Genomic DNA, 20,104 nt, shown 5'->3' on the forward strand with positions numbered 1-20,104 from the left:
TTTATCGTCAGCCGCCGCCACCTCCTCCCGACCGCGCATCCACGGCGGCAAGCGATTTGCGGTGCGCGGGCGGGTCGCCTATAGGCCCGCCCTTCCCTTTCCCGATCGGAGCCGAGCCCCCGCCATGACCCGTCGCCGCCAGATCTACGAAGGCAAGGCCAAGATCCTCTACGAAGGGCCCGAGCCCGGCACGCTGATCCAATATTTCAAGGACGACGCGACCGCCTTCAACGCGCAGAAGCGCGGGACCATCCAGGGCAAGGGCGTGCTCAACAACCGGATCTCGGAGCATGTCTTCACCGCGCTCCAGACGATCGGCGTGCCGACCCACTTCATCCGCCGGCTCAACATGCGCGAGCAGCTGATCCGCCAGGTCGAGATCGTGCCGATCGAGGTGGTGATCCGCAACGTGGCGGCGGGATCGCTGTCGAAGCGGCTCGGGATCGAGGAAGGCACCCAGCTGCCGCGCACGATCATCGAATATTATTACAAGGACGACGCGCTGGGCGACCCGATGGTCGCCGACGAGCATATCGCCTGTTTCGGCTGGGCCAGCCAGGACGAGATGAACGACATCGCCGACATGGCGATCCGGGTGAACGACTTCCTGTGCGGGATGTTCAGCGCGATCGGCATCCGGCTGGTCGACTTCAAGCTCGAGTTCGGGCGGATCTGGGACGGCGATTTCAGCCGCATCATCCTTGCCGACGAGATCAGCCCCGACGGCTGCCGCCTGTGGGACATGAAGTCGAACGAAAAGCTCGACAAGGACCGCTTCCGCCAGGACCTCGGCGGGGTCGAGGAAGCCTATCAGGAAGTCGCGCGCCGGCTCGGCCTCCTGCCCGAGGGCGAAGAGAGCGCGGTGCTCGACATGGAAAGCCACCGCAAGAAGCGTGGCAAGTAGCGTCGATCCGACCCCCGGGGGCACCCCCCGCCGGCGGGTAGGAAGCGACCGGTATCTGACTTACGGCGCCGCCGCCGCCCCCTTGCTAGGCTGGGCGGCGATCCTGCTTCATGCCGGGCCGCTGCCGACCGGGATTTTGGTGGTCGCGGTGGTGCTTGCCGCCGTCCATCACGCGGAGGTGGTCGCGCACCGGGTCGGAGAGCCGTTCGGCACGCTGGTCCTCGCCGTCGCGGTCACGGTGATTGAAACCGGGCTGATCGTGTCGCTGATGCTGGCGAACCCGCAGGCGACCTCCGCGCTGGCCCGCGACACGGTGTTCGCGGCGGCGATGATCATCCTCAACCTGCTGCTGGGGCTGTGCCTGCTCATCGGCGGGATCAAGCATTCCGAACAAAGCTTCAACCGCAGCGGGGCGACCGCGGCGCTGGGCGCGCTGGCGACCCTGCTGGTGCTGACGCTGGTGCTTCCCAACTTTACCGTCACGACGCCCGGACCGGCTTATTCCCCGGTCCAGCTGGCGCTGGTGGCTGCCTGTTCGCTGGCGCTCTACCTGACCTTCGTCTTCGTACAGACGGTGCGGCACCGCGACTATTTCCTGCCCGCGCCAGACCAGCGCACGGGGCCCGACAGCCATGCGGACCTGCCCAGCGACCGCGCAGCCTGGACTTCGCTGGGGCTGATGCTGGTCAGCCTCGGGGCGGTCGTGCTGATGGCCAAGTCGCTGTCCCTTCCGCTCGAACAGGCGGTGGAGGCGGCCGGTCTGCCGGTCGCGGCGGTCGGCGTCGCGATCGCCGGAATCGTCCTGCTTCCCGAGAGCGTCGCGGCGGTCCGCGCCGCGCTTGCCGACCGGCTCCAGACCAGCCTCAACCTCGCACTCGGCTCGGCGCTGGCGACGATCGGTCTAACCATCCCGGCGGTCGCGATCGCCTCCTTCTTCCTCGGCCTGCCGCTGGCGCTCGGCATGGGTCCGGCCGGGATCACCCTGCTTGCGTTGTCGCTGTTCGTTTCCGGTCAGTCGATCGCCCGGGGCAAGACCACGGTCCTTCACGGCGCGGTCCATCTGGTGATTTTCGCCGCCTTCGTGCTGACGACCGTCATTCCCTGACGCCCTTGCGAGATCGGGCGGTGCATCGCATGGGCAAGCCATGCCGCTGCCCCGCGTCCGTGTCGTTACCCTCAATGCCGCGCTTGGGCCGCTCGATTATCGCGTGCCCGAAGGGACGCACGTCGAACCGGGCCAGCTGGTGGTCGCGCCATTGGGGCCGCGCCAGCTGCTCGGTGTGGCGTGGGAGGCCGAGCGGCTGAAAACCGAGGAAGTTGGCGACAATCGCCTTCGCCCGCTGGCGGGGGTGGTCGATGCGCCGCCGGTACGCGCCCCGCTGAGGCGCCTCGCCGAGTGGACCGCCGACTATTACCTTGCCCCGCTGGCCGCCGTCCTCCGGATGATCGTGCCCTCGTCGGCGGCGCTCGACGGGCCGCGGGTGATGATCGAATATCGCCCGACCGGAGAGACCCCCGCGCGGCTGACCCCGCAGCGCGAAAGGGCGCTGACCGCGATCGCCGGTCGGCAGGGGACGGTGCGCGAGCTCGCCGCCCACGCCGAGGTCAGCGACGCGGTGATGCGCGGGCTGGTCCACGCCGGCGCGCTCGAGCGGGTCGAGGTCGAGGGCGACCTGCCCTACCCCGATCCCGATCCCGACTTCGCCCCGCCCGCGCTTAGCGGCGAACAGCGCGACGCGGCGGCGAGCCTGATCGCAGCCATCGGAGGCGGCTTCGACCCGGTGCTGCTCGACGGGGTGACGGGGTCGGGCAAGACCGAGGTCTATTTCGAGGCGGTCGCCGAGGCGTTGCGGCAGGAGCGGCAGGTGCTCGTCCTGCTGCCCGAGATCGCGCTGACCGAGCCGTTCCTGACCCGGTTCACCGCGCGCTTCGGCTGCGAGCCGGTGGCGTGGCATTCGGACCTGCGCTCGTCGCAGCGGCGGCGGGCGTGGCGCGCGATCGCCAGCGGCGAGGCGAAGGTGGTGGTCGGGGCGCGCTCGTCGCTGTTCCTGCCTTACGCCAGGCTCGGGCTGATCGTCGTCGACGAGGCACACGAGCCGAGTTTCAAGCAGGAAGAGGGCGTCCAGTATCACGCTCGCGACGTCGCGGTGATGCGAGGGGCGTTCGAGGAAATCCCGGTGATCCTCTCGTCCGCGACCCCGGCGATCGAGACCCGCCACATGGTCGAGGTCGGTCGCTACCGCGAGCTGAAGCTCACCGAGCGGCACGGTCGCGCCGAGATGCCCGCGATCACCGCGATCGACATGACCAAGGACCCGCCGCCGCGCGGGCGCTGGCTCGCGCCGTCGCTGGTCGCCGAACTGGAAGCCAACCTCGACGCGGGCGAACAGTCGCTGCTGTTCCTCAACCGCCGGGGCTTCGCGCCGCTGACGCTGTGCCGGACCTGCGGCCACCGCTTCCAGTGCCCCAACTGCACCGCGTGGATGGTCGAGCACCGGCTGATGCACCGGCTGGCGTGCCACCATTGCGGCCACGTCATGCCGCCCCCCGCCACCTGCCCCGAGTGCGGCGACGAGGATTCGCTGGTCGCCTGCGGGCCGGGGGTCGAGCGGATCGCCGACGAGGTCGCCGCGCTGTTTCCCGACGCGCGGACCGCGGTCGTCACCAGCGACACCATCTGGTCGCCGCAGCGCGCGGCCGAATTCGTGACGGCGATGGAGGAGGGCCGCATCGACATCGTCATCGGCACCCAGCTGGTGACCAAGGGCTATCATTTCCCCAACCTGACACTGGTCGGGGTGGTCGATGCCGACCTGGGCTTGCAGGGCGGCGACCTGCGCGCGGCCGAGCGGAGCTTCCAGCAGATCCAGCAGGTCGCCGGGCGCGCCGGGCGCGGCGACAAGCCGGGGCGTGTGCTGGTCCAGACCCACGAGCCGTCGGCCCCGGTGATCGAGGCGCTGGTCAGCGGCGACGTCCCGGGCTTCTACGCCGCCGAGACCGAGGCGCGGCGCGAGGCGGCGATGCCCCCGTTCGGGCGGCTGGCGGCGATCATCGTGTCGGCCGAGGACAAGGGCGAGGCCGAGGCGGTCGCGCGGCGGATCGGCGCCGCGGCACCGCGGGTCGAGCAGATGGCGGTGTTCGGCCCCGCCCCCGCCCCGCTCGCCATGCTTCGCGGGCGCCACCGCCAGCGGCTGCTGGTCCATGCGGCGCGCAAGCTCGACGTGCAGGACGTGATCCGCGACTGGCTCGCGGGGGTCGAGTGGGGGGGCAAGGTGCGCGTCACGGTCGACGTCGATCCCTACAGCTTCGTCTGAGGCTGCTTGCCGCGTGAGACCTGCCTGCTAGGGTCCGCGCGGATTTCCAGGGAGGGGGCATCATGCGGTTGATTATCCTGTCGGCGTTGCTAGCGAGCGCAGGCGCGGGCGCGGCGGAGCCGGCCGCGCACCAGACCGTCGAGGTCACGCTTGGCACCACGGTCGAGGGCGCGACGAGCACTGCGCCGCAGGGCGGGCGGCTGATCGTGTTCGCGCAGCGGATCGCGGACGGCAAGCCGGTGCCCGAGGAGGTCGACCTGTCGCCGTTCAGCCCGACCGACACCGCGATCGCCGCGCGCGACGTGATCGGCCTCGCGCCGGGCCAGAGCGCGAGCGTCGACGGCGACAACGACAGCTTCCCGACGCCCTTTTCCGCGCTCCCGCCCGGACGCTATGCGGTGCAGGCGGTGCTCGATCGCAACCACGACTATAATTACGGGGGACGCGGGCCGGGCGACATCGTCTCGCCGGTGACGACTATAACGCTTCCGGGTCCGGCGCGGCTGACGCTCGACCATGTGCTGCCCGCGGTCGACGACGCGAAGATCCTGTCGTGGAACGGGCCGGAGAAGCGCGCCGAGACCGCCGCGGCGATGGCCGCGCTGAAGCCGGTCGACGTGCCGAGCGCGGCACTGTCGGCCTTTTACGGCCGTCCGATTGCCGTCCATGGCTATGCCGCGCTGGCCCCGGGTTATGGCGCGCGCGGGGCGCATTTCCCGGTGGTTTACGAGTTCGCCGGCTATGGCGGGTCGCTCCAGTCGGCGAAGCTGTCGGCGGCGATCGTCGGGCGCGACCTGGCGAGCGGGGCGCTGCCGCCGATGATCCACGTCTTCCTCGACCAGTCGAGCCCGCGCGGCACGCACGAGTTCGCCGATTCGGTCAACAACGGGCCGTGGGGCAAGGCGCTCAGCCAGGAAGTGGTGCCGTGGGTCGACCGGCATTTCGCGACCGACGGGCGCGCGTCGAGCCGCTTCCTGACCGGCCATTCGTCGGGCGGCTGGGCGGCGCTGTGGGCGCAGGTCGCCTATCCCAAGACGTTCGGCGGCAGCTGGCCGACCTCGCCCGATCCGTCGGAATTCCACGATTTCACCAACGTCGACCTCTACGCCGCCAGTTCGAACGCGTTCCGCATGGCAAACGGCGAAGTCGCGCCACTGGTGCGGGACAAGGGCAAGGTGCAGGCAACCTTCGAGCAGTTCGCGCGCATCGAGCGGATCCTCGGACCCGTCGGCGGGCAGCTCGCCAGCTTCGAATGGGTGTTCTCGCCCAAGGGAGACGACGGCGCGCCGATGCCGCTGTTCGACCGCAACACGGGCGCGGTCGACCCGGCGGTCGCGGCCTACTGGATCGACCATTACGACGTCGCGCGGCTAGTGGAGCGCAACTGGACGAAGCTTCGTCCCGATCTCGACGGCAAGATCCACCTGTTCGTCGGCACCGCCGACACCTTTTATCTCGACGGGCCGGCGCACCGGCTGGAGGCGGTGTTCAGGAAGCTCGGCGCGCACGAGCAGTTCACCTACATTCCCGATCGCACCCACTTCGATCTCTACCGCATCGGCGACGACCGCTCGGGGCTGCGAAAGCAGATCAACCGCGAGATGTACGCCAGGGCCCGTCCGGCCGCCGCCAGGCGCTAGGCGCGGGCCCGAGGGCGGAGCGGCGGCGTTGGGCGGGGATGACGACCCTCATTCCGGTCCTCGGCGACCAGCTCAGCCGCGACCTTTCCAGCCTCGCCCCAAGCCCCACTGGCGCCGACAAGGCGGGCTCGGTTGTGCTGATGATGGAGGTTTGGGACGAGGCGACCTATGTCCGCCACCACCAGCAGAAGATCGCGCTGGTCTTCGCGGCGATGCGCCACTTCGCCACCGCGCTGGAGAAGGACGGCTGGCGGGTCGACTATGTGAAGCTCGACGATCACGGCAACAGCGGCTCGTTCACCGGCGAGGTCGCGCGCGGGGTTAAGCGGCACAAGGCCAAGGCGATCCGGCTCGTCGAGGCGGGCGAGTGGCGGGTGAAGGCCGAGATCGACGGCTGGGCGGAGCGGTTCGGGGTTCCCGTCGAGGTGCTGCCCGACACGCGCTTCCTGTGCGGGATCGAGGAATTCCTCGGCTGGGCGCAGGGCCGCCGCGAGCTCAGAATGGAATATTTCTACCGCGAGATGCGTCGCAAGAGCGGGCTGCTGATGGATGGCGACAAGCCCGAGGGCGGGCGGTGGAACTACGACGCCGAGAATCGCGGCGCGGCAAAGCCCGGCACCCGCTTTCCCGACCGCCCGCGCTTCCAGAAGGACAAGGTGACGCGCGCTGTGCTCGAGCTCGTCGCAGAGCGCTTCGGCGACCATTTCGGCAGCCTCGAGGACTTCGACTGGCCGGTGACCGAGGCGCAGGCGAACCAAGCGCTCGACGATTTCCTCACTCACCGCCTGCCCCATTTTGGAGACACGCAGGACGCGATGCTCAAAGGCGAGCCGTTCATGAACCACGCGCTCGTGTCGACTTCGATCAACCTCGGGTTGCTCGACCCGCTCGAGGTCTGCCGCCGCGCCGAGGCCGAATATCGCAAGGGCCGCGTGCCGCTGGCGAGCGCCGAAGGGTTCATCCGCCAGATCATCGGCTGGCGCGAATATGTGCGCGGCATCTACTGGTGGGAGGGGCGCGACTATCGATCGGCCAACGCGCTGAAGGCCACGCGCGCCCTGCCCGATTTCTACTGGACCGGCGCGACCGACATGGCGTGCCTCGCCGACTGCGTGTCGGTGACCCGCGAGCATGCCTATGCCCACCACATCCAGCGGCTGATGGTGCTCGGCAATTTCGCGATGCTCGCGGGGATCGACCCGGCCCAAGTCAGCGACTGGTTCCTCGTCGTCTATGCCGACGCCTACGAATGGGTCGAGATGCCGAACGTCATCGGCATGAGCCAGCACGCCGACGGGGGGCGGATGGCGTCGAAGCCCTATGCCGCGAGCGGGGCCTATATCGACCGGATGAGCGACTATTGCGCGGGCTGCCGCTACGACGTGAAGCAGAAGACCGGGCCCGACGCCTGCCCGTTCAACGCGCTCTACTGGGACTTCCTCGCGCGCAACGAAAAGGCGCTGCGGGGCAAGGCGCGGCTGCGCAACCCCTATGCGACGTGGGAGCGGATGAGCGCGGACAAGCGCGACGCCTACCGCGCGAGCGCGAAGACGTTTCTGAAGACGCTCAAGCCTCCCGAGGGACGCTGGGCACGGTGACGTCGTCGTGGGGCACCGTCGCTTCGCGCGCGAGCCGACGGCGCACCCACCACGGCCGGACGATGTTGCCCCGGCGCGCAGCGAGCCAGACGAACCACAGGCCCGCGGCGGTCGCGATGACCAAAGCGATCACCGACGCCTCGAGCCCGAAGGCGCCTCCCGACAAGAGTGGTGGGCCGCTTAGCTGCGCCTCCACAAGTCCGTGACTGTCGAGGCCCGACACGGGAATGTCGAAGATTTCGCCCTGCGTAAAATTCCACGCCGCGTGAACGCCCATCGCCATCCATAGATTGCGGGTCAGCATGTAGACGCCTCCGAGGAGGATTCCCGCTTCAACGGCAATCCAGAGGCACGCGATCACCGTCGATTGCGGATTGAAGTAGTGCGCGAAGCCGAACAGCAAAGACGAAGCGGCAAGGCCGAACCAGCTGCCGCCGAACTCCTCGAGCCAGCGGAACAGGATCCCACGGAACAATAGCTCTTCCGTCAGTCCCGGTATGACGGCGGTTGCGGCAAGAGCGATGACGAGTTGGCTGGCGTCTCCCTGCCCAATGATACGATAGACGTGGAACAGCGCGGCAGTGCCGACGACGGCCGAGAAAATGACCAGGCCGACAAGAAGACCGAGCGCCAGCTCCTTCATTGTTTTGCGAGAGACGACGAGGTCGTCGCGCGGAACCTCGCCGAGTTTGCGGATCCCCACTTTGTAGGCAAGGACGAAACAGACAACGAGGATAGCGGTCTTCAACGCCGCCGACAGGTTCGTCCCACGAAGCGGAATGGCCTTGTCGATCAATGCGCCGGCGGTCCCGCCAAGGGCGTAGATGAGGATGGCCAGCACCATGGCCACAAGCGGAAATTTGACCACCCGTTTCCAGGTCGGCTCGGCGGCCGCGACGCCCTCGTTCATATACCTCCCTTTGTCAGTCGAGCGCGGGCTAGGCGTTATAACCGCCTAACACACTCATCTTTCGACGAACGGTAGCGCGGGATCGCGTAAAGTCACGCCCTCGGCGGCGAGCAGTTTCTCCTTGCGCGCCAGGCCGCCGGCGTAGCCGCCGAGGCTGCCGTCGCCGCGGATCACGCGGTGGCAGGGGACGAGCACCGCGACCGGGTTCGCGCCGTTGGCGGTGCCGACCGCGCGGGTCGCGCCCGGCTGGCCGATCGCGGCGGCGATGTCGGCATAGCTTCGCGTCTCGCCGAGCGGGATCTTGCGAAGCTCGGCCCACACCCGTTCCTGGAAGGCGGTGCCGCGCACGTCGAGCGGGAGGTCGTGTCCGGTCGGCCGCTCGACCTCGCGCAGCGCCGCCGCGACCCACGGCGCGATGGTGCCGTCGTCGGGCAACAGCGTGGCGTTGGGAAAGCGCCGGCGGAGCGCCGCCTCGTCCTCGTCGAAATTCATCGAGCAGATGCCGCGCGCGGTCGCCGCGACCAGCATCGGGCCGACCGGCGTCTCCGCCTCGACATAGCGGATCGTTTCGCCGCGACCGCCGTCGCGCCATGCCGAAGGGGTCATTCCCATCCTCGCTTTCGAATCCTCGTAGAAGCGGCTCGGCGCGGCATAGCCCGCGTCATAGATCGCGTCGGTGACCGGCCCGCCGGCGCTGAGCGCGGCCTTGGCGCGCCCGGCGCGGCGGGCGCGGGCGTAGGCGGCGGGCGATACGCCTAGCGCGCGGGTGAACAGCCGCTGGAAATGGTGCGGGGCGTAGCCGACCGCTTGGGCGAGCTCGGCGAGGCGCGGCGGCGCCTCCGCCGACTGGATTAGGTGAACCGCGCGAACGATCGCCTCGCGATCGCGCCCGACCTCGTCGGGCTTGCACCGTCGGCAGGCACGGAAGCCAGTGGCCCGTGCATCGGCGGCGGTAGCGAAGAAGCGGACATTTTCGCGCTTCGGCCGCCGCGCCGGGCAGCTTGGCTTGCAATAGATGCCGGTGGTCACGACCGCGACGATCGCCCGCCCGTCCCAATCGCGGTCGCGGGCCTCGAATGCCGCCCAGGCCAGCTCCTCGTCAATTTTTCGCATCGTCATGGACCTAGCATAGCCGGGAGCGATACGTCGTGCTTCCCATGGGTTGCGATCAAACCGGCTGGACGTTCCACGAGGGCGAGCTCGACCGCGAGGACGTGCGCGCGCTGCTCGCGCAGCATCTCGCCTTCGCCCACGCCTCCTCCCCGCGCGAGGCGGTGCACGCGCTGTCGGTCGACCGGCTGGTCGAGCCGGGGGTGCGCTTCTTCTCGGTGCGCGAGGACGGCGCGCTGCTCGGGGTCGGCGCGCTTCGCGAGGTCGAGCCGGGGCATGGCGAGGTCAAGTCGATGCGCACCGCCGACGCCGCGCTTCGGCGCGGGGTGGCGCGAGCGATGCTGGCGCACCTGATCGACGAAGCGCGGGCGATGGGCTGGCGCCGGATCAGCCTCGAGACCGGCAGCGGGCTGCCGTTCGCGCCTGCCAATCGCCTCTATGAAGCGGAGGGTTTTGAGCGCAGCGGGCAATTCGGTGCCTACGCCGACAACGCCTTTACGAAGTTCTACACCCGCTTACTCTAGCCGGGATGGAACAGGCCCTCGTCTTCGCCTCGATCATCATCGGCGTCGCGATCAGCGACCAGGTGATGAGCCTTCACCGGCTGCTGCGAAGCCCGGTCCCGGTCCGCTGGCACTGGGCGCAGCCGTGGTTCGCGGCGATCGTGCTGATGACCGACATGATGATGTGGTGGGCGTTTGCGTCGCAGCCCGCCGGCCCGGTCAGCATCGGCGCCTTCCTGCCCAAAGTGGTCGAGCTGATCCTGCTGGCGCTGCTGACGGTCAACTCGCTGCCCGACAATGTCGCCGAGGACGGCACCGACCTCGCCGACTATTACCAGCGCAATCGCCGCTACCAGTGGACCCTCTTGGCCATCGCGCTGGGCTGGGTATTCGCGGTCGATCTCGTCGCCACGGTGCGCGGGGGGACGGCGCTGTCCGCCTTCCTCCTTCGCCGCTCGGCCGATATCGGGGTGATCTTCCTGCTGCTGGCGATGGGCACGATCCGGCGCTGGCGGGGGGTCGCGATCGGGCTGGCGCTGACCTCGGTCGGCCCGATCCTGTGGCTCGCGCGGACGATCGGCTAGCGGACCGCCTTGCATCGCGGACGCACCCTTGCTAGGGGCGCGCCAACCCATGGGGATGCGCGGATTTTTCCGGCGGCGGCCCGTCTGATCATGGGGCCAAATACTTGAACCTGGAGCTTTGCGCCCGTGGAGAATTCCGGCGGCATTCAGGCCAGCTTAGCGGGGCGCTACGCCACCGCGCTGTTCGGCCTCGCCCGTGACGAGAACAAGATCGACGCCGTGTCGCGAAGCCTCGATTCGCTGGCCGCGGCGATGGCCGAATCGAGCGACTTCAATGCGCTTGTCACCAGCCCGCTGGTCAGTCGCGCCGACGCCGCCAAGACGGTGCGCGCGCTTAGCCCCTCGCTGGGGCTCGATCCGCTGACCGCCAACTTCCTCGGCGTCGTCGCCGACAACGGCCGGCTGGGCGAGCTCAAGCCGGTGATCCGCCTGTTTCGCCAGCTGGCGGCGGGCGCGCGCGGGGAGACCACCGCCGAAGTGATCAGCGCCCACGCGCTCACCGACCAGCAGGTCGCCGAGCTGAAGGCCAAGCTGAAGGCCCGCATCGGCCGCGACGTCGCGATCGACGCCAAGGTCGACCCCGCCATCCTCGGAGGCATCGTCGTCAAGCTGGGAAGCCAGATGATCGACGCCTCGATCCGCACGAAGTTGAACACTCTAGCTACGGCTATGAAAGGCTGAACATGGACATCCGCGCCGCTGAAATCTCCCGCGTCATCCGCGACCAGATCGCGAATTTCGACGCCGATGCCCAGGTCTCCGAGGTCGGCAGCGTGCTGTCGGTCGGCGACGGCATTGCCCGCATCCACGGGCTCGACAACGTCCAGGCGGGCGAGATGGTCGAGTTCGACGACGGCACCAAGGGAATGGCGCTCAACCTCGAGGCCGACAACGTCGGCGTCGTGATCTTCGGGTCGGACTCGGCGATCAAGGAAGGCTCGACCGCCAAGCGCACCGGCACCATCGTCGACGTTCCGGTCGGCAAGGGCCTGCTCGGCCGCGTGGTCGACGCGCTCGGCAACCCGATCGACGGCAAGGGCCCGATCGACGCCACCGAGCGCCGCCGCGTCGAGGTCAAGGCGCCGGGCATCATCCCGAGGCAGTCGGTCAACGAGCCGGTGCAGACCGGTCTCAAGGCGCTCGACGCGCTGGTCCCCGTCGGCCGCGGCCAGCGCGAGCTGATCATCGGCGACCGCCAGACCGGCAAGACCGCGGTGGCGATCGACACCTTCATCAACCAGAAGCAGGCCAACGCCGGCGACGACGAGAAGCAGAAGCTTTACTGCATCTATGTCGCGGTCGGGCAGAAGCGTTCGACGGTGGCGCAGATCGTCCGCCAGCTCGAGGAAAATGGCGCGATGGAATATTCGATCGTGGTCGCCGCGACCGCGTCGGAGCCCGCCCCGCTGCAGTTCCTCGCGCCCTACACCGGCTGCGCGATGGGCGAATTCTTCCGCGACAACGGGATGCACGCGGTCATTGTCTACGACGATTTGTCGAAGCAGGCGGTCGCCTATCGCCAGATGTCGCTGCTGCTTCGCCGTCCGCCGGGCCGCGAGGCCTATCCGGGCGACGTCTTCTATCTCCACAGCCGCCTGCTCGAGCGCGCGGCGAAGATGAACGACAGCCTCGGCGGCGGGTCGCTGACCGCGCTGCCGATCATCGAGACGCAGGCGGGCGACGTGTCGGCCTACATCCCGACCAACGTCATCTCGATCACCGACGGGCAGATCTTCCTCGAGACCGACCTGTTCTACCAGGGCATCCGCCCGGCGATCAACGTCGGCCTCTCGGTGTCGCGCGTCGGCTCGTCGGCGCAGACCAAGGCGATGAAAAAGGTCGCCGGCTCGATCAAGCTCGAGCTCGCCCAGTATCGCGAAATGGCCGCCTTCGCCCAGTTCGGCAGCGACCTCGACGCGGCGACGCAGAAGCTGCTCGCCCGCGGCGCGCGCCTGACCGAGCTGCTCAAGCAGCCGCAGTTCTCGCCGATGCCGGTCGAGGAGCAGGTCGCCTCGATCTACGCGGGCACTCAAGGCTTCATCGACAGCGTGCCGACCAGCGACGTCGTCCGTTACGAAGCGGCGATGCTGAGCTACCTGCGCAGCGAGCATGGCGACGTGCTCGCCAAGATCCGCGACACCAAGGCGCTCGACGACGAGACCGCGGGCAAGCTCAAGGACGCGCTCGGCGCGTTCGGCAAGCAGTTCGCGTAAGGGGCGCTAGCAGGTGGCAAGCCTCAAGGCATTGAAGCTTCGCATCGGCTCGGTGAAGTCGACGCAGAAGATCACCAAGGCGATGAAGATGGTCGCCGCGGCCAAGCTGCGCCGGGCGCAGGCCAATGCCGAGGCGGGCCGCCCCTATTCGCAGCGCATGGCCGAGGTCGTCGCCTCGCTCGCCAGCAAGGTGACGCCGGGACCCGATTCGCCGAAGCTGCTCGCGGGGACCGGCAAGGACGACACCCACCTGATCGTGGTCGCCTCGGGCGACCGGGGCCTGGCGGGGGCGTTCAACACCAACATCACCCGCGCCGCCAAGCGCAAGGCCGACGAGCTCGAGGCGCAGGGCAAGACCGTCCTGTTCTACTTCGTCGGCAAGAAGGGGCGCCCGCTGTTCCAGCGGCTCTATCCCAAGGCGATCGTCGGCCAGTTCGACACCAGCGCGATCAAGAACCCCGCCTATGCCGACGCGCAGGCGGCGGCGAAGGACATCGTCGACCGCTTCGAAAGCGGCCAGTTCGACGTCGCGCACCTCGTCTATTCGACCTTCAAGTCGGTGCTCCTCCAGGAGCCGACCACCGACCAGATCATCCCGGTCAAGGTCGATCGCGCCGACGCCAAGGCGGGCGCGGCGAGTGCGGCGGTCGAATATGAGCCCGACGAGGACGAGATCCTCAAGGCGCTGCTGCCCAAGAACATCGCGATCCAGATCTATCGCGCGATGCTGGAAAACCAGGCCGGCTTCTACGGCAGCCAGATGACCGCGATGGACAATGCCACGCGCAACGCCGGCGACATGATCAATCGCCTGTCGATCCAGTACAACCGCCAGCGGCAGGCGGCGATCACCACCGAACTCGTCGAAATCATCTCGGGCGCCGAAGCGCTCTAACGAACCAGCAAGGCAAGGACAGACACCATGGCCACCGCAGCCCCCGCCAAGACCAGCAAGACGGCTGGCGCCACCACCACCCCGACCGCCGGCGGCAACATCGTCGGCCAGGTCGCGCAGGTCATCGGCGCGGTCGTCGACGTCAGCTTCGAGGGCGAGCTTCCGCCGATCCTCGCCGCGCTCGAGACCGACAACGGCGGCAACCGCCTCGTGCTCGAGGTCGCGCAGCACCTCGGCGAGAACATGGTCCGCACGATCGCGATGGACTCGACCGAGGGCCTGACCCGCGGCCAGCGCGTCAGCGCCACCGGCAGCCAGATCCGAGTCCCCGTCGGGCCGAAGACGCTCGGCCGCATCATGAACGTCATCGGCGAGCCGATCGACGAGCGCGGGCCCGTCGGCAGCGACATGACCGCGTCGATCCACGCCGACGCGCCGGCCTTCGTCGACCAGTCGACCGAGGCGAGCATCCTCGTCACCGGCATCAAGGTCATCGACCTGCTCGCCCCCTACGCGAAGGGCGGCAAGATCGGGCTGTTCGGCGGCGCCGGGGTCGGCAAGACCGTGCTCATCCAGGAACTGATCAACAACATCGCCAAGGGCCACGGCGGCGTGTCGGTGTTCGCCGGCGTCGGCGAGCGGACCCGCGAGGGCAACGACCTCTACCACGAGTTCCTCGACGCGGGCGTCATCGCCAAGGACGCCGAGGGCAATGCGACCAGCGAGGGATCGAAGGTCGCGCTGGTGTTCGGCCAGATGAACGAGCCGCCGGGGGCGCGTGCCCGCGTCGCGCTGTCGGGCCTCACCATGGCCGAATATTTCCGCGACCAGGAAGGGCAGGACGTGCTGTTCTTCGTCGACAACATCTTCCGCTTCACCCAGGCGGGTTCGGAAGTGTCGGCGCTGCTCGGCCGCATCCCGTCGGCGGTGGGCTACCAGCCGACCCTGTCGACCGACATGGGCCAGCTGCAGGAGCGGATCACCTCGACCAACAAGGGCTCGATCACCTCGGTGCAGGCGATCTACGTGCCCGCGGACGACCTTACCGACCCGGCGCCGGCGACCTCGTTCGCCCACTTGGACGCCACCACGACGCTGAGCCGCGCGATTTCGGAGCTGGGCATCTACCCGGCGGTCGACCCGCTCGACTCGGTCAGCCGCGTGCTTACCGCCGCGGTCGTCGGGCAGGAGCATTACGACGTCGCCCGCCGCGTCCAGGAGACGCTGCAGAAGTACAAGTCGCTGCAGGACATCATCGCCATTCTGGGCATGGACGAGCTTTCGGAAGAGGATAAGCTGGTCGTCGCCCGCGCGCGCAAGATCCAGCGATTCCTCAGCCAGCCGTTCCACGTCGCCGAAGTGTTCACCGGCATTCCGGGCAAGTTCGTCCAGGTCGAGGACACGGTGAAGTCGTTCAAGGCGGTGGTCGACGGCGAGTATGACCACCTGCCCGAGGCGGCCTTCTACATGGTCGGCGGGATCGAGGAAGCGGTCGCCAAGGCCGAGAAGCTGGCGCAGGACGCCTAAGCCCAATGGCCGACCTTCACTTCGAACTCGTCACCCCCGAGAAGCTCGTCCGCAGCGAGGACGTCTACATGGTCGTCGTCCCCGGCACCGAGGGCGAGTTCGGCGCGATGGCCGGCCACGCGCCGGTCATGGCGGTGATCAAGGACGATGCCGAGCTCAAGGTCTACAAGACCCAAGGCTCGCAGCCGGAGAGCATCAAGGTGTCGGGCGGGTTCGCCGAGGTCGGCGACAAGGGTCTTACCGTCCTCGCCGAGAGCGCCGAGGGCTGAGCCAGAAGCGTGCACCGGATTGATGCGGGCGCCGAATGAGGCAGGCTCGCTGGCGATCGCGGCCAATCAATCGCGGGTAGCGATTGCGCCGGTTATCGGATTTCTCGAGTTGACCGCGCGCGTGCCGTGCCGGGGCAAGAAACCGCAGCCCTGCTGACCCGCCGCGCGCGCTCTGCTATTAGGGCGCTCGGGGGACATGGGGATGGCAACGCTCGCCAGCGCGAGGAACGAGACGCAGCACGGGTGGGCCGCCGCGCTCGGCCAGCCGAGGGTGGCGCTGGCGGCGATGATCATCCTCGCGATCGCGACCCGCGCCGTGTCGTGGGTCAATCCAATCCCTAATATCGACGAACAATTTTACCTATACGTCGGCGAAAGGATTTGGCGCGGCGATTGGCCGTACCTCGACGTTTGGGACAGAAAACCGCCCGGCCTTTTCCTTTTCTACGCGCTGCTCGCCCGCTTGGGCGGCGGCAGCATGCTGGCCGTCAACCTCGTCGCGACGATGTTCGTCATTTCGACGGCATGGGTCATCCGACGGATCGGACTTCTTGCGGCGACGCCCGCCAGTGCGACGATGGCAGCGATCACCTACATTGTGATCGTCGATTTGATGGGCGGTCAGAACGGGCAATCCCCGGTCTTTTACAATCTTTTCATGGCCTTCGCCGCCGAACAGGGGGCGCGAGCCCTAATTGAGGGCGGCGATCGGAGACTAATGTTCGGCCGCGCGAAGTCGGCAATGCTGTGGTGCGGATTGGCCCTTAGCTTCAAGCCGGTGGCGGCGGCCGAAGGCATTTACCTCGGCCTCTCCTTCCTCTTCTGCCTTCGCCGCGCCAACACCGGCTATTCCGCCATGGTCGGCATGGCGCTCGCGATGATCGGGATAGCGATAATCCCGACCCTTCTTTTTGCCGCGCCCTTTCTCGCCCGAGGTCCCGAAGCCTACGACGCTCTCTACTTCGCGACGGTCCTCTCGGTATTCCACAAGAATAGCTGGGGGTTGGGCTCTCAGCTTTACGGGCTCGTGTTTCTGGCCATGAATTGTTTCGTCGTGATCGGTTACGCCGGTGCCGGGCTCGCAGTACCCCGAGAGTCACGGGCGGGGAGAGAAAGTCGACTGTATGTCGTCGGCTGGATCTTTGCCGCGTTGATAGGGTGGCTGATGGTGCCGAATTTCTACGATCATTATGCCCTCCCCTTGCTGATGCCGGTTTCGCTGGCGACAGCGCAATTTTACGAGCGCGCAAGCGGCCCCCTCTTCTTCAGTGCCTTCGTTGCCTTTAGCCTGATCCAGCGGCCGACGTGGACGTTGGCGGACCATCTTGCGACGCGAAACCAGTTCGAACGGCTATCGGCGGAAGTGAATCAGGCCCGGCACGGCGGATGCGTCGCGGTTCTTGGGGGACCTCTGCGCCTGTACCAGACGACGATCGATTGTCGGCTTTCGAGATACGTCTTTTCCGACCACCTGACCTATTTTGTCGAACAAGGGGCTATCGGAGCCGACAATGGCGTCGAACTGGCGAAGATCCTGGCCCGTTTCCCCGCCGTGATCGTGATGCAGGAAGATTCCGATCACCGTCACAAGCAGACCCTTCGAGCGACCCGGATGATTTACGACCAGCTCGCTCGACACTATCGCCGCGCTTACGTCTCGGGGACTGGCCTCCAGAGCGTCATCAACACCGTCGTCGTCTATCAGCGCCGCGATCTTGCGTCGGCTGGTTAACGGAGCTTTCACGTCGCTCTGCTTCAATGCTAGCGGGTGGACATGAACCGGGAAGGGTCGTCGATGTTGGAGCAGCCTGTGGCCGGATCGCGGGACGCGACCGCGTCCGCGACGCACGCGCTGCCGATCCAGCTCACCGTGGTCGTCCCGACGCTCAACGAGGTCGGCAATGTCGAGGAACTGCTGCGCCGCCTGGCGGTCGCGCTGGCCGGGGTCGAGTGGGAGGCGATGTTCGTCGACGACGGCTCGACCGACGGCACTGCCGAGCTGCTGACCGGGATCGCGCAGGCCGACCGGCGGGTCCGGCTGATCCGGCGGGTCGGGCGACGCGGCCTGTCGTCGGCGGTGGTCGAAGGCGCGCTCGCCTCCACCAGCCCCGTCGTCGCGGTGATCGACGCCGACCTCCAGCATGACGAGACGGTGCTTCCAAAGATGCTCGCGGCGATCGAGCGCGACGGCAAGGAGCTGGCGATCGGCACGCGCTATTCTGCCGAGGGATCGACCGGCGACTGGGACGCGGGGCGGCTCAGGATCAGCCAGTTCGCGACCCGGCTGGCCTCGCCGATCATGAAGACCCGGCTTAGCGACCCGATGAGCGGGCTGTTCGCGGTGCGCCGCGACGTGCTGCTCGAGGCCGCGCCTAATCTCAGCAGCGTCGGCTACAAGATCCTGCTCGACCTCGTCGCCTCGGCGCATCGCCCGCTGGCGGTAGTGGAAATCCCCTACACCTTCGGCACGCGCCAGTCGGGCGAGAGCAAGCTCGATAACATGGTCGCGCTCGAATATCTCGAGCTGCTGCTCGACAAGAGCGTGGGGCGGTTCATCCCGGTCAAGCTGATCCAGTTCGGGGTGATCGGCGGGCTCGGGGTCGGGGTCCAGCTCGCGCTGCTCTACCTTGGCTACGACGCGCTCCAGCTTCCGTTCCGCACCGCGATGATCATGGCGGTCATCGGGGCGATGACCTTCAACTTCACGCTCAACAATGTGCTGACCTATCGCGACCGGCAGCTGAAGGGCGCAAAGTGGCTGACCGGGCTGCTGAGCTTCTACCTCGTCTGTTCGGTCGGGGCGATCGGCAACGTCGGCATCGGCAGCCTTGTTCACCAACAGCTCGGCGGGGTCGCGCTGTCGGGGATCGCGGGGGCGATCGTCGGGTCGGTGTGGAATTATGTCGCCAGCGGCTGGCTGACGTGGACTCGGCGCTAGGCGGCCCGATCACCCTGCCAATGTCGAAGTTGCGAGCTGCTCGCGTGGCGGGTCGCAAGAGGTTCCGCGTCACGCCACGGGGGGGTAACCTCGGTTCACTTTTTTTAAAAGTTTGGCGCCTATTCACCATTTCGAACGACCAGATCCTTCAAGGCGAGCGGTGAATCGATGAACGCATTCGGCAAGCGAAACGGCCTCGGGCAGCGCCCTAGCTTCGGCGTCGCCCGCCCGATGAAGGGCAGCGGCGGATCGGGCGGCGGCGACCAGTTTCCCCCGCTCGACGAGGAAGCCGGTGAAAAGGCTGCGCCCGAGCCCGCGCCCGCCCCTGCCTTCCCGTCAACCCCGACCGGGGCGATGGACCGCCTCAACCAGCGCCAGAACAGCAGCGGCGATGCCGCCAGCTCGAAGGCCGAGGGGTTCGAGGCGTCGGTCCACCGGATCAAGGAACAGGTGCTCCCGCGCCTGCTCGAACGGGTCGATCCCGAGGCCGCGGCGACGCTCGGCAAGGACGAGCTGGCCGAGGAATTCCGGCCGATCATCTCCGAAGTGCTCGCCGAGCTGAAGATTACGCTCAACCGCCGCGAGCAGTTCGCGCTTGAAAAGGTGCTGGTCGACGAACTGCTCGGCCTCGGCCCGCTCGAGGAGCTGCTGGCCGACCCGGCGATCAGCGACATCATGGTCAACGGCCCCGACCAGACCTTCGTCGAGCGCAAGGGACGCCTCGAGATCGCGCAGATCCAGTTCCGCGACGAGGAGCACCTGTTCCAGATCGCGCAGCGGATCGTGAACAAGGTCGGCCGCCGAGTCGACCAGACCACCCCGCTGGCCGACGCCCGCCTTGCCGACGGCAGCCGCGTCAACGTCATCATCCCGCCGCTGTCGCTTCGCGGCACCGCCATCTCGATCCGTAAATTCTCGGACAAGCCGATCACGCTCGACATGATGTGCGGGTTCGGATCGATGAGCCCGAAGATGGCGACGATGCTCAAGATCGCGGGCGCCAGCCGGATGAACATCGTCATTTCGGGCGGTACCGGTTCGGGCAAGACGACGATGCTCAACGCCCTGTCGAAGATGATCGACCCGGGCGAGCGCGTGCTGACGATCGAAGACGCGGCCGAGCTTCGGCTCCAGCAGCCGCACTGGCTGCCGCTCGAAACGCGGCCCGCCAACCTCGAAGGCCAGGGCGCGATCACCATCCGCGACCTCGTCATCAACGCGCTGCGCATGCGGCCGGACCGCATCATCCTCGGCGAAATTCGTGGCCCGGAGTGTTTCGACCTGCTGGCCGCGATGAACACCGGCCACGACGGATCAATGGCGACGCTCCACTCCAACAGCCCGCGCGAGTGCCTGGCGCGTATGGAGAACATGGTGATGATGTCGGACATCAAGGTGCCGAAGGAGGCGATCAGCCGCCAGATCGCCGACTCGGTCGACCTTATCGTCCAGGTCAAGCGCCTGCGCGACGGCTCGCGCCGGACGACCAACATCACCGAGGTGATCGGGATGGAAGGCGACGTCATCGTGACCCAGGAACTGTTCAAGTTCGAATATCACGACGAGAGCGCCGACGGGAAAATCATCGGCGAATATGCCTCGATGGGGCTTCGCCCCTACACGCTCGACAAGGCCAAGCAGTACGGCTTCGACCAGCCCTACCTCGAGGCCTGCCTGTAGGAAGCCCGGCGTCAATCGA

General features: G+C 67.6%; 17 protein-coding genes. 15 read left to right on the plus strand and 2 right to left on the minus strand.

Going from position 1 to position 20,104, the window contains the following annotated elements:
• The first annotated feature begins 124 nt into the window (after positions 1-124).
• The 5 genes from purC (at position 125) to ABDK56_RS03745 (ending at position 7,456) form a co-directional block, all read left to right on the plus strand.
• Positions 125-904, plus strand: coding sequence for a phosphoribosylaminoimidazolesuccinocarboxamide synthase (gene purC / locus ABDK56_RS03725; RefSeq protein WP_349806760.1), 780 nt, complete (start codon positions 125-127; stop codon positions 902-904).
• Positions 894-2,009 (plus strand): calcium:cation antiporter, encoded by a 1,116-nt coding sequence (locus tag ABDK56_RS03730; protein WP_349806761.1) that lies wholly within the window; start codon positions 894-896, stop codon positions 2,007-2,009. Before purC ends, ABDK56_RS03730 begins: the two co-directional genes overlap by 11 nt.
• 46 nt (positions 2,010-2,055) lie before the next feature.
• Entirely contained in the window at positions 2,056-4,218 is a 2,163-nt protein-coding gene (locus ABDK56_RS03735) for a primosomal protein N' (RefSeq protein ID WP_502959261.1), read from the plus strand.
• Positions 4,219-4,280: 62 nt separating this feature from the next.
• Positions 4,281-5,858 carry an alpha/beta hydrolase gene (locus tag ABDK56_RS03740; protein ID WP_349806763.1) on the plus strand — a complete coding sequence of 526 codons (1,578 nt, stop codon included), beginning with the start codon at positions 4,281-4,283 and terminating at the stop codon, positions 5,856-5,858.
• A 38-nt stretch (positions 5,859-5,896) separates the two neighbouring features.
• Complete coding sequence (locus tag ABDK56_RS03745; RefSeq protein WP_349806764.1) at positions 5,897-7,456, plus strand: cryptochrome/photolyase family protein; 1,560 nt, start codon at positions 5,897-5,899, stop codon at positions 7,454-7,456.
• On the opposite strand, the gene ABDK56_RS03750 is transcribed toward ABDK56_RS03745, so the two are convergent.
• Together ABDK56_RS03750 and ABDK56_RS03755 are read right to left on the minus strand one after the other, a co-directional pair.
• Positions 7,425-8,366 carry a CPBP family intramembrane glutamic endopeptidase gene (locus ABDK56_RS03750; RefSeq protein ID WP_349806765.1) on the minus strand — a complete coding sequence of 314 codons (942 nt, stop codon included), beginning with the start codon at positions 8,364-8,366 and terminating at the stop codon, positions 7,425-7,427. The two genes, ABDK56_RS03745 and ABDK56_RS03750, sit on opposite strands and share 32 nt — an antisense overlap.
• Before the next feature lie 54 nt (positions 8,367-8,420).
• Complete coding sequence (locus ABDK56_RS03755; RefSeq protein ID WP_349806766.1) at positions 8,421-9,485, minus strand: bifunctional transcriptional activator/DNA repair enzyme AdaA; 1,065 nt, start codon at positions 9,483-9,485, stop codon at positions 8,421-8,423.
• 38 nt (positions 9,486-9,523) lie between these two features.
• Here ABDK56_RS03755 and ABDK56_RS03760 point away from each other — a divergent pair, with 38 nt between their 5' ends.
• From ABDK56_RS03760 to ABDK56_RS03805, 10 genes are all read left to right on the plus strand, one after another.
• Positions 9,524-10,000: a GNAT family N-acetyltransferase gene (locus ABDK56_RS03760; protein ID WP_349806767.1), complete on the plus strand. Its 477-nt coding sequence runs from the start codon at positions 9,524-9,526 to the stop codon at positions 9,998-10,000.
• 5 nt (positions 10,001-10,005) lie between these two features.
• Positions 10,006-10,563 (plus strand): hypothetical protein, encoded by a 558-nt coding sequence (locus tag ABDK56_RS03765; protein ID WP_349806768.1) that lies wholly within the window; start codon positions 10,006-10,008, stop codon positions 10,561-10,563.
• Positions 10,564-10,689: 126 nt separating this feature from the next.
• Positions 10,690-11,244 (plus strand): F0F1 ATP synthase subunit delta, encoded by a 555-nt coding sequence (locus ABDK56_RS03770; protein WP_349806769.1) that lies wholly within the window; start codon positions 10,690-10,692, stop codon positions 11,242-11,244.
• Positions 11,245-11,246: 2 nt separating this feature from the next.
• Complete coding sequence (atpA, locus tag ABDK56_RS03775; protein WP_349806770.1) at positions 11,247-12,776, plus strand: F0F1 ATP synthase subunit alpha; 1,530 nt, start codon at positions 11,247-11,249, stop codon at positions 12,774-12,776.
• A 13-nt stretch (positions 12,777-12,789) separates the two neighbouring features.
• Entirely contained in the window at positions 12,790-13,671 is an 882-nt protein-coding gene (locus ABDK56_RS03780; protein ID WP_349806771.1) for a F0F1 ATP synthase subunit gamma, read from the plus strand.
• A gap of 27 nt (positions 13,672-13,698) precedes the next feature.
• The gene (atpD, locus tag ABDK56_RS03785; RefSeq protein ID WP_349806772.1) at positions 13,699-15,198 is read left to right on the plus strand and encodes a F0F1 ATP synthase subunit beta; all 1,500 of its coding nucleotides are present in this window, start codon (positions 13,699-13,701) and stop codon (positions 15,196-15,198) included.
• Positions 15,199-15,203: 5 nt separating this feature from the next.
• Complete coding sequence (locus tag ABDK56_RS03790) at positions 15,204-15,467, plus strand: ATP synthase F1 subunit epsilon (protein WP_349806773.1); 264 nt, start codon at positions 15,204-15,206, stop codon at positions 15,465-15,467.
• Between the two features lie 202 nt (positions 15,468-15,669).
• Positions 15,670-17,199 carry a hypothetical protein gene (locus tag ABDK56_RS03795; RefSeq protein ID WP_349806774.1) on the plus strand — a complete coding sequence of 510 codons (1,530 nt, stop codon included), beginning with the start codon at positions 15,670-15,672 and terminating at the stop codon, positions 17,197-17,199.
• 78 nt (positions 17,200-17,277) lie between these two features.
• Positions 17,278-18,405 (plus strand): glycosyltransferase family 2 protein, encoded by a 1,128-nt coding sequence (locus tag ABDK56_RS03800; RefSeq protein ID WP_349806775.1) that lies wholly within the window; start codon positions 17,278-17,280, stop codon positions 18,403-18,405.
• A 168-nt stretch (positions 18,406-18,573) separates the two neighbouring features.
• Positions 18,574-20,085 carry a TadA family conjugal transfer-associated ATPase gene (locus ABDK56_RS03805; RefSeq protein ID WP_349806776.1) on the plus strand — a complete coding sequence of 504 codons (1,512 nt, stop codon included), beginning with the start codon at positions 18,574-18,576 and terminating at the stop codon, positions 20,083-20,085.
• The last annotated feature ends 19 nt before the right edge of the window (positions 20,086-20,104 follow it).

Source organism: Sphingomonas sp. ASV193 (assembly GCF_040203355.1).
Classification (GTDB): Bacteria; Pseudomonadota; Alphaproteobacteria; order Sphingomonadales; family Sphingomonadaceae; genus Sphingomicrobium.

Bases quoted from the DNA above. Each gene is read 5' to 3' on its own strand.
- ABDK56_RS03760 (WP_349806767.1), top strand. From the start codon at position 9,524: ATGGGTTGCGATCAAACCGGCTGGACGTTCCACGAGGGCGAGCTCGAC.
- atpA (WP_349806770.1), top strand. From the start codon at position 11,247: ATGGACATCCGCGCCGCTGAAATCTCCCGCGTCATCCGCGACCAGATC.
- atpD (WP_349806772.1), top strand. From the start codon at position 13,699: ATGGCCACCGCAGCCCCCGCCAAGACCAGCAAGACGGCTGGCGCCACC.
- ABDK56_RS03745 (WP_349806764.1), top strand. From the start codon at position 5,897: ATGACGACCCTCATTCCGGTCCTCGGCGACCAGCTCAGCCGCGACCTT.
- ABDK56_RS03790 (WP_349806773.1), top strand. From the start codon at position 15,204: ATGGCCGACCTTCACTTCGAACTCGTCACCCCCGAGAAGCTCGTCCGC.
- ABDK56_RS03740 (WP_349806763.1), top strand. From the start codon at position 4,281: ATGCGGTTGATTATCCTGTCGGCGTTGCTAGCGAGCGCAGGCGCGGGC.
- ABDK56_RS03805 (WP_349806776.1), top strand. From the start codon at position 18,574: ATGAACGCATTCGGCAAGCGAAACGGCCTCGGGCAGCGCCCTAGCTTC.
- ABDK56_RS03795 (WP_349806774.1), top strand. From the start codon at position 15,670: ATGGCAACGCTCGCCAGCGCGAGGAACGAGACGCAGCACGGGTGGGCC.
- ABDK56_RS03750 (WP_349806765.1), bottom strand. From the start codon at position 8,366: ATGAACGAGGGCGTCGCGGCCGCCGAGCCGACCTGGAAACGGGTGGTC.
- ABDK56_RS03765 (WP_349806768.1), top strand. From the start codon at position 10,006: ATGGAACAGGCCCTCGTCTTCGCCTCGATCATCATCGGCGTCGCGATC.
- purC (WP_349806760.1), top strand. From the start codon at position 125: ATGACCCGTCGCCGCCAGATCTACGAAGGCAAGGCCAAGATCCTCTAC.
- ABDK56_RS03755 (WP_349806766.1), bottom strand. From the start codon at position 9,485: ATGACGATGCGAAAAATTGACGAGGAGCTGGCCTGGGCGGCATTCGAG.